This is a genomic window from Halorhodospira abdelmalekii (assembly GCF_016583625.1).
GTDB lineage: Bacteria > Pseudomonadota > Gammaproteobacteria > Nitrococcales > Halorhodospiraceae > Halorhodospira > Halorhodospira abdelmalekii.
This window is the reverse complement of the sequence record NZ_NRRN01000077.1, coordinates 1-7,913: the sequence shown is the minus strand read 5'-3', so window position 1 is coordinate 7,913 and position 7,913 is coordinate 1. Positions and strand designations below refer to the sequence as shown.

The window sequence follows — 7,913 nt, the reverse complement described above, 5'->3', positions numbered from 1 at the left end:
ACCATGGTCAAGTTCGTCGACCACGGCAACGACGTGGCGAGTGTCGTTGGTGTCATCGCCGGCCTGCTTTGGCCGCTCACCGTCCTAGTCTGGCTAATCAAAGGCGACCTGCTGCGGCGGTGAGGCGGCGAGTCTGTTGCTTGATGGCTACAGGGTGCAGGGTGCCCCCGATAATCGCCGCCCCACCTTGCTCGCCGGAATATACCCTGTGCATGTTGCACCTGTGATATCTGCTCGCGCCTCCACCATCTGAAGAACCTCAGCGGCTAGTGAAGCGGCAAACTGGGCAGAAAGCCCAAAAAACCCAGTTTATTCAATATCCTATAATAAAAAACGCCGCCGGCGGCTTTTGCCAGCACTGCAACGGTTAGACACACCATCTTGCATTATTACGGCACAAGTGTCTAAAGTGGCCAACAAGTCAGATAGGTGAACATTATGTCTGTAACGACAGTGCCTCCAGTACTAGAAAAGAGACGCGGAGTTGATGAACTCAGCCAACTTGCAGCTTACGGACAGAAAGTCTTGCGTCAGGTCCGAGACGACCTGGGCAGCCAAGTCGACGGTCAGCAGCTGCGCAAACCAGCCAGACTGTTCCATTCGTCTGAAGCAGCACAACTCATTGGTATCTCTCGCGCCACCCTCTACCTGCGACTGAAGCGAGCCACCGAAATCGGCTATCCCACTGGGCAACGTGGCAGCAACAACAACAGATACTTCACGCTCAGCGAGATCCACCGTATGCGCGCCATAGAGGGCACAACACCCATACGACCTGAGGGGAGTCGCGCTCTATCGATAGCCGTACAGCACCAAAAAGGTGGAGTTGGCAAAACAACCACCGCCGTTCATCTGGCGCACTACAGTACGATCACCGGCTATCGGACGCTACTAATCGACATGGATGCTCAGTCTTCTGCTACAGCGATGCACGGTTTCCTCCCGGACGCTGAGATCCAGGATCACGAAACAGTTATCAGCGTGTTTCGCGGTAAAAAAAGCCTGCGGGAGTTAGTACGCTCGACACACTTAGACGGACTCGACATAGTGCCAGCTTGTGGGGCAGTTTACTCCATCGAAGCTGATATTCCCATGCAACAGGTAGAAAACCCAACCACAGCATACTATCACTTCCTCGATAAAGCGATTAACGAAATCAAAGACGACTACGACCTTATCATTCTCGATTGCCCCCCATCTTTGCTTCACACGACTACTGCCGTTATGTGGGCTGCTGACGGGGTGATTGTTCCGGTTCCAGCGGAGTACGTCGACTTCGCTACTTCGGTTCAATATCTTTCTCTTACTGCGGAAGTATTGACTAAGATGCGGCGCATTGAAGGACGTAGCAAAACATTCGAGCTGTACAAAATACTTATTTCCCGTTACGACCGCAACAACGAATCTTCCCGCGCCATCAGCGAGTGGATACGTTACATCTATGGCGTCAACGTTTTTCAGAATCCCTTTGGTATAACGCGCGCGCTCTCAGCTGCTGGCGCAACAATGAACTCAATCTACGACATTGCGCCTTCAGCAGGGATGAATTCCACAACGTACCGCCGTGCCCGCGAGATTATTGATCCGTTGATGCAGGAGATTTTAGACAATGTTCAGTCTGCGTGGCATCGCATAGCTGAGGAACAGGAGGGCACTCATGCCAAGTAAGAAACAACATCGCGGACTGCGTGCCCTGCCGCCTGCTGAGGCGCCGCAGGAAGTGTTTCACGGTGAAACATTAGAGTTTGTACAGGCATCAACCACACGACCGCCTGCATCGGCAAGTCTCGACCGTGCAGAGCAAGGACTGAGGGATCGAGCTTACCAAGAAATTCCGATCGAACAAATTGAGCTTGTTGGAAAAAATCGATTCCCAGCAAGCTACGACCCTGATACTGAAGCTCTTTTACGCGAGGACATCGCAAGCCGCGGCCACAACGAGATCCCTGCAGCCGTACGCCATCATCCCAATCCGTCTCCAGATGGCCCAAAATATCAGCTGATCTATGGTCATCGCCGCTACTTCGCCTGCCGCGATCTCGGTTTGCCTTTGCGAGCATACGTGCGAGAAGCGAGCGATGCACAGCTAATCAGCGATCGCCTGCGCGAGAACAGTAACCGCCAAAACCAGCCTCCCTATGAAACGGCGATACTAATGGCAGAGGCTCTTGAGCTTGAAGCAGTCAAAAATCGTGCTGAATTAGCTGCATTGACCGGAACCTCAAAAGCCACAATAACAAAGATGCTTGCACTGGTAGATTTGCCGAAGGCAATACTTGAAATCGTAGGAGAGAGACCGAGCTGGATTCCGCTACGACTCGGCTATGAAATAGCCACTGAATCAAACAAAAACCCCGATTTATCTCAGAAAATAACTGAAAGAATATTTAAAAATGCAGGGCCAGCATGCGATGCAGAAGAAGCGAAAACACGTCTGACTGAGGTTTTGAAGGCGCTTCGTTCATCAAACAACAACAAGAAAGCTCATTCTCCCAATGAAGACCAAAGCTCCAAAAAAGGAGAAGAGATTAATGCTGTCGATAAGCCGACAAATGATGACGATTACATGCGCCCCCCCTCTTATAACCACTGTAAAGAGGAGGATTCAAAAACCTTAAATCCCACCAGAAATAAAGTGCCACAGACAGAATCGCCTTCTCACAGAAAGCCGTCAGGACAATACGTAATACAGCTGAACGGGCAGAACGGCGAGCAGCGAGGCGTCGCCTACTTAAACGAACATGGCAAAATCGTAATTGAGCCTAATTTCATGATTGATGTTGATGTTATGCAGAAAATTTGCAAAGCGATTGAACGAGCAATCTAAAGCTGTTTCGTAACACGTGCAAGCCTTTCCCCTCGCCTGACCACCACTCTTGGGGCTGGTCACGGTTTCGTTTTTTGTTTAACAGCCACCTTCTACTCCTCGACAGCAGACAGACCGCGGCACATCACAGCAGCGGTCCTGTTTCACCGTGAAACACCCTAAAAACGTAGGGGCTTTGTTTCGCCGTGAAACCGACCACTCCAGACCATCACCCAAGGGCCTCGATCGCGACCTCGACCACCAGACAGCAGCTACTCCCCGCCTCCTCGACAGTAAGCAGATCGTAGGGGAGTTTGATCGGCAGTCCTGTTTCACCGTGGCCCTCCCCGGCTACCTCCACTAGGGCTTTTGGTCGTGTCTCGATCACCGGCCCGCGACCGCCTGTTCCCTCGACAGAACAGGCCATGGGTCATCACGCCCGGATGCCTCGTTTCACAGTGAAACCGACCGCTTCGTACCGGAGACCACAACAGGGACCGAACCGCGCCAATCGTCCAGTAGCCGGCTCTCAACTCCTCGACAGCAGACAGACCGCGGCACATCACAGCAGCGGTCCTGTTTCACCGTGAAACACCCTAAAAACATAGGGGATTTGTTTCACCGTGAAACCGACCACTCCAGACCATCACCCCAAGGGCCTCGATCGCGACCTCGACCACCAGACAGCAGCTACTCCCCGCCTCCTCGACAGTAAGCAGATCGTAGGGGAGTTTGATCGGCAGTCCTGTTTCACCGTGGCCCTCCCCGGCTACCTCCACTAGGGCTTTTGGTCGTGTCTCGATCACCGGCCCGCGACCGCCTGTTCCCTCGACAGAACAGGCCATGGGTCATCACGCCCGGATGCCTCGTTTCACAGTGAAACAATCACTCTCCTACAAAAGTTCCCAAATGAAGCTAAGCGGCAAAACCAACTCATCGTTTTAGGAAATATCGGAGCTTCCCCACCCAGAAGAAAGATTGTTTGGTTACGTCAAACCACACCATAAGAACTCTCATCTCTCAGGGAAAAGGACGTCAAACGCTTTTGATCACTTGCCGCCCTAACGCCTCTATCAAATAAAAGTGTCTTTAGGACCAGTTCGAAAACGCTTTGCGCCCTACCAAAAAACCTTTCCTGATAGGGGTTAGCCTTCCCCCCCCCACAGAAAAGCCGCTAGACTATTGATTTTAATGGATGTATTTGATTGCGGGACCCTTTTGTTGATATCCTGTTGACATCAACTTGAATATCTCAGCCGAACATCTTTCTACCAAGGGGTTAACGGGCCAAGAAAGGTTTTTCTGGGGGTGTGATGTTGTGCATAACAGGTACCCACAAGAGACTTGTGTCCATTCAGCGATTCGATATACAACCGCTTGCATAAAGTGAAAATCATGCGGTAATCTTAAATCCCAGCGTGCGCCGTCCGTGTGACCGTTAGCACCCCAACCCACTGAGGCTTCTGCTGGCTGGATTTAGAGGCGCTCTACACACCGCATGCGAAGAGCGCTTGGCTGTCTTACTCTGCGACGATTGATGAATTGCAGAAAAGAGAGGATAGAGATTGAAGAGCAGTAGAAACTAGAACCAAAAGGCCCCCGGGTGTTGGTAGCACCCGGGGGCCTTCACCGCATCGCAGCCTATAAGCTCACGCGCGGAAGAACATCGCTAAACTGCAGCCTGACACCTGCAGTCTAGTGTGCTTTCCGGTGTGAGTCAAGGGTTGCTGTGTCCAGAACAAGGAGGGCACCGCCTTGGCTTACCTTAGCAATTCACAAGAAAGATCGAACGTCAATATTTTCGACTATGCATGCGACCATTTACCGTACACCGCGATCCCACGAGTCATTGATCGATACATCGCAGCTATTGCCGGTCCTCGCGACCGCATTACAGTCGACCTTTTCCGTCACCTCTGGGATATGGGCCGGCAGCGACAAGACTACATGGCCATTATCTCTGTCGAGCAACTTGCCGAACGCCTGCAAACGACCAAATCCTCGGTCGGGCGGGGACGGAACAAACTCAAAAACGCAGGCTTGCTCCACTGGTTCTCGCCCGTACGCGAAGACGGCAGCAATGAGCGCACGCACTGGATCCTGACGATCCCCAAAGAGCTTGAACAGCAGATTGGAGCCGCCACTCCGCGGCAGGCAAGTACCACCGTGGTGCTGGAAGCCACGTCGGCGATCGCCGCCACGGTATCCGGATCCTGCTGCTCATCCGCGCCACACGCGCGCTCTCTGGCCTCTCAACCCACCGAGGAGTCGAGCCCCCTAGATACTGCATCACCACAACAGGATCCGCCTCGCCCTCCAGAAACAGGCCCTACCGAGACGACACCTTCTCCCATGGCTCCTGAACCTGATCTTAAAGTGCCACAGTCGCCGCAAGTGCAGTGTGAGTCAGCTGCAGAGGAAGAGACTCTGTCTGATGCAGCGACCCCGGTAGAGCTCGTTCCACCCGTGCTCAATGATGAAACTGCGATCGTGGCCCGCATGACGCACCAAGAGCGAAACCACTTCGAGATCATGGTGAGACTGCACGGCCATGACATGCGCATCGGCCTCGATCCCGACTCGGCGCTGACCCCAAACGACTTAGAGGCAATCGAACGTTATCGTCACGAGATCCGCCGCCACAACGCGCACCAAGCCCGCAAGACCGCCAGTGAGGGGGGCCTGAAAGGGCAAGTGGGCAGCTGTGATCGCAGACACGCCGAGGGAGCACAGGCCGATGCGCAGCTGGTCCGCGAGCGACTCAGCCAGAGCGAGTTGGTCCAGGCGGCCGCCATCGCAGATAAGTACGCTCTCTTTATGGGCGTCGCCTTCCTAGAACTCTACCGCCAGATCGTCTGGCACCTGCTGTTCAATCCACAATCGAGGCGCTCCACGTTCCACGGCCTGCGGATCGCTCAACGGCTCCTGGAGCAAGGACGCTGGGGAGTGCCCCACAGTATGCGAGACGACTTCCAGCCTCCACCGCCGCCGCCTCGGGGTAGTGAGCGACGATGGGGGGAGGGTGTCGCTAGCGGTAGGGGGGGAGGGTGTCGCTAGCGGCACCCCATATAGTCATACAATTCATAATCCAAAAGCTAACGACTGAACACAGCGTTGGTTGGTTGGAACCCATCAAAAAAACAGAGGAGATCAAATGCCTCCCCCTGAACCTTTCTGCAAACTGCACGAGCACTCTGAGCTCGGGCAGATCATGGTCCTGCTCGATGAAGGGGCAGAGAATGGGCCGCAGATCAGGATCCACGTCCGTTCGCCTGGATTCAGCGTCTGTTGCCTCGATTTTCCCTATCCCGACAGCGATAGCGGCCTGGATGAGGCTCGCGAGGCCTTCGGGGCGATGACCGAGCAGCAAATGGAAGCAGTTGCATCTGAGATGATCGCCCTGATGGCAGTTGACCAGGCTTGAAACCGATGGATTCGGACGCAGTTGAACCGTTTTCAACGAGTAGCGGCGTCGCTACGGCGGCACCCGCTGACATGTAGTCGCTCAAGTAGTTGCTGACAGAGGAAGGCGCCGTGATAAAAGCCGTCCCTGAGCCTGCTGCGGATACGATGCGCGAGCGAACGAGCGGGTACCAGTCTAGCTAGGAGTCACTGAGGAGGGTTAGCAGCATGACTCACGATCAAACCCTTTCAAGACGAGAAATCAAAGCTGAAAAAGTCAAGAAGGCGAGGGAGTGGGTTAGGGAACAGTTCCCGGTCGTCTTCAAGGGTGACGAAGGTCGACCGCTAGCGATTGGTGTCCACAAGCTGTTATACGATAAGGCACGCGCTGAGGAGGGACCACCGGCGTGGGCTATCAGAACCGTGCTGGCAAAGTGGACTCGGCATCCCCGCTATCTAGCCGCTGTGGCCGCTCAAAAGCCCCGACACCACCTAGACGGCACGATTGCCGGAGAAGTGACCGATCAACAAGCCACCTTTGCCCACGAGCAGCTGAAAAAGTGGCATCGAGAGCGTAAGGCGAAGCAGCAAAAGGGAGAGCTGCCCAACGCGGAGTCACAGAAGGAAGGGGCTGACAAGTCGACAGTCACGGAAGAGGAGAAGCCTAAACCGAATTGGGGAGGCACGTTGAGGCTCAAAAAGACGAAAGAGTGAAAGAAGGAGTGGGAAGCGTCGATCTTACGATGGGCGCCGATCCGAGGAGCGGTGTTAGGAGGCGTATCCGTGTCTAGTTACGCAGATCTATTGCTCAAGCAGGACGAGGGCGACAGCTTCATCAAAGCCCGCAGAGCTTCCTAGTGAGCTCAGATCAATGATCCTCTATCTTCACGGTTTCGGCGGCAGCGGGTACGGCCACAAAGCGATGCTTCTGCGGCAGCAGTTACAGGCCGTTGGCTTCCTCGCCCCATCGTTGCCGACCCATCCACAGCTGGCGCTTGAGACGCTGAGCGAGCTGATCGAGTGTGTGGCGCGCTTCGAGCCAGCCGGCGTGATTGGCAGCTCCCTCGGTGGTTTCTATGCACTCTGCTTGAGCGAGCGGTTCCCGAGTCTGCGGGCGGTGCTGATCAATCCGGCGCTGCGCCCTTACGAAACGCTGCGTTGTGCACTGGGGCCGACCGGTGGTCTTAATCTCCACGACGGCAGCCGTTATGAGTGGCACGAAGGCCATCTGCAAGCGCTTCGATCCATGGCGCCGTCACAGTACCGAAAGGAAAACCTACTACTGCTTACTCAACTCGGCGATGAACTGCTGGATGCCCGCGAAGCGATCACCGCGCTGCACGGCTGCGAGCAGCTGGTTGAGGAGGGAGGTAGCCACGGCTTTGACGGCTTGGAGCTTCACGTGCCGTGGATCCGTGCCTTTTTGGCGGCTGTGGAGGCGGGCAGTGCCCGGTGCGGTAGCGTAGCGGGAGGTCGGCGGTGCGAGTGAGTCGAACTCAGGAGTGCGCGGCGATCTTTCGCGCCGGAGTGGCGGCCGTGGACGGCTACGCAGCGGTGGCGAAGGCACTGGAGCGGGAAGGCGAGTGGCTGCGCATCGGCGAGGAGTGGTTCGATCTAAGCACGATTCGGCGGTTGATCGTTATCGGTGCAGGGAAGGCGACTTGGGCGATGGCGGCCGCTGTGGAGGCAGCCCTCGGTGAGCGCA

General features: G+C 55.2%; 9 protein-coding genes. 7 read left to right on the top strand and 2 right to left on the bottom strand.

Annotated elements, in window-relative coordinates:
- Positions 1-438: 438 nt before the first annotated feature.
- Both CKO15_RS12875 and CKO15_RS12870 read left to right on the top strand, forming a co-directional pair.
- Positions 439-1,668 carry an AAA family ATPase gene (locus CKO15_RS12875; RefSeq protein ID WP_200196999.1) on the top strand — a complete coding sequence of 410 codons (1,230 nt, stop codon included), beginning with the start codon at positions 439-441 and terminating at the stop codon, positions 1,666-1,668.
- Complete coding sequence (locus CKO15_RS12870) at positions 1,658-2,827, top strand: ParB/RepB/Spo0J family partition protein (protein WP_200196997.1); 1,170 nt, start codon at positions 1,658-1,660, stop codon at positions 2,825-2,827. Before CKO15_RS12875 ends, CKO15_RS12870 begins: the two co-directional genes overlap by 11 nt.
- 208 nt (positions 2,828-3,035) lie before the next feature.
- Here CKO15_RS12870 and CKO15_RS12865 read toward each other — a convergent pair whose 3' ends face one another.
- Together CKO15_RS12865 and CKO15_RS12860 are read right to left on the bottom strand one after the other, a co-directional pair.
- Positions 3,036-3,233: a hypothetical protein gene (locus CKO15_RS12865; protein ID WP_200196987.1), complete on the bottom strand. Its 198-nt coding sequence runs from the start codon at positions 3,231-3,233 to the stop codon at positions 3,036-3,038.
- 169 nt (positions 3,234-3,402) lie between these two features.
- Positions 3,403-3,651: a hypothetical protein gene (locus tag CKO15_RS12860; protein WP_200196985.1), complete on the bottom strand. Its 249-nt coding sequence runs from the start codon at positions 3,649-3,651 to the stop codon at positions 3,403-3,405.
- Positions 3,652-5,158: 1,507 nt separating this feature from the next.
- On the opposite strand from CKO15_RS12860, the gene CKO15_RS12855 reads away from it, so the two are divergent.
- From CKO15_RS12855 to CKO15_RS14580, 5 genes are all read left to right on the top strand, one after another.
- On the top strand, positions 5,159-5,863 hold the full coding sequence (locus CKO15_RS12855) for a hypothetical protein (RefSeq protein ID WP_200196982.1): 705 nt from the start codon (positions 5,159-5,161) through the stop codon (positions 5,861-5,863).
- Between the two features lie 97 nt (positions 5,864-5,960).
- Positions 5,961-6,230 carry a hypothetical protein gene (locus CKO15_RS12850; RefSeq protein WP_200196979.1) on the top strand — a complete coding sequence of 90 codons (270 nt, stop codon included), beginning with the start codon at positions 5,961-5,963 and terminating at the stop codon, positions 6,228-6,230.
- 206 nt (positions 6,231-6,436) lie between these two features.
- On the top strand, positions 6,437-6,922 hold the full coding sequence (locus tag CKO15_RS12845) for a ProQ/FINO family protein (protein ID WP_200196976.1): 486 nt from the start codon (positions 6,437-6,439) through the stop codon (positions 6,920-6,922).
- Positions 6,923-7,079: 157 nt separating this feature from the next.
- Entirely contained in the window at positions 7,080-7,697 is a 618-nt protein-coding gene (locus CKO15_RS12840; RefSeq protein ID WP_200196973.1) for a YqiA/YcfP family alpha/beta fold hydrolase, read from the top strand.
- Positions 7,694-7,913: DUF4147 domain-containing protein (locus CKO15_RS14580; protein WP_200196971.1), on the top strand; the 220-nt coding region annotated here is incomplete at its 3' end. The genes CKO15_RS12840 and CKO15_RS14580, both read left to right, overlap by 4 nt.

Excerpts from the sequence above, each read along its gene's own strand:
- CKO15_RS12875 (WP_200196999.1), top strand. The coding sequence starts at position 439 with ATGTCTGTAACGACAGTGCCTCCAGTACTAGAAAAGAGACGCGGAGTT.
- CKO15_RS12855 (WP_200196982.1), top strand. The coding sequence starts at position 5,159 with ATGGCTCCTGAACCTGATCTTAAAGTGCCACAGTCGCCGCAAGTGCAG.
- CKO15_RS12840 (WP_200196973.1), top strand. The coding sequence starts at position 7,080 with ATGATCCTCTATCTTCACGGTTTCGGCGGCAGCGGGTACGGCCACAAA.
- CKO15_RS12865 (WP_200196987.1), bottom strand. The coding sequence starts at position 3,233 with ATGGCCTGTTCTGTCGAGGGAACAGGCGGTCGCGGGCCGGTGATCGAG.
- CKO15_RS12870 (WP_200196997.1), top strand. The coding sequence starts at position 1,658 with ATGCCAAGTAAGAAACAACATCGCGGACTGCGTGCCCTGCCGCCTGCT.
- CKO15_RS12845 (WP_200196976.1), top strand. The coding sequence starts at position 6,437 with ATGACTCACGATCAAACCCTTTCAAGACGAGAAATCAAAGCTGAAAAA.
- CKO15_RS12860 (WP_200196985.1), bottom strand. The coding sequence starts at position 3,651 with ATGGCCTGTTCTGTCGAGGGAACAGGCGGTCGCGGGCCGGTGATCGAG.
- CKO15_RS12850 (WP_200196979.1), top strand. The coding sequence starts at position 5,961 with ATGCCTCCCCCTGAACCTTTCTGCAAACTGCACGAGCACTCTGAGCTC.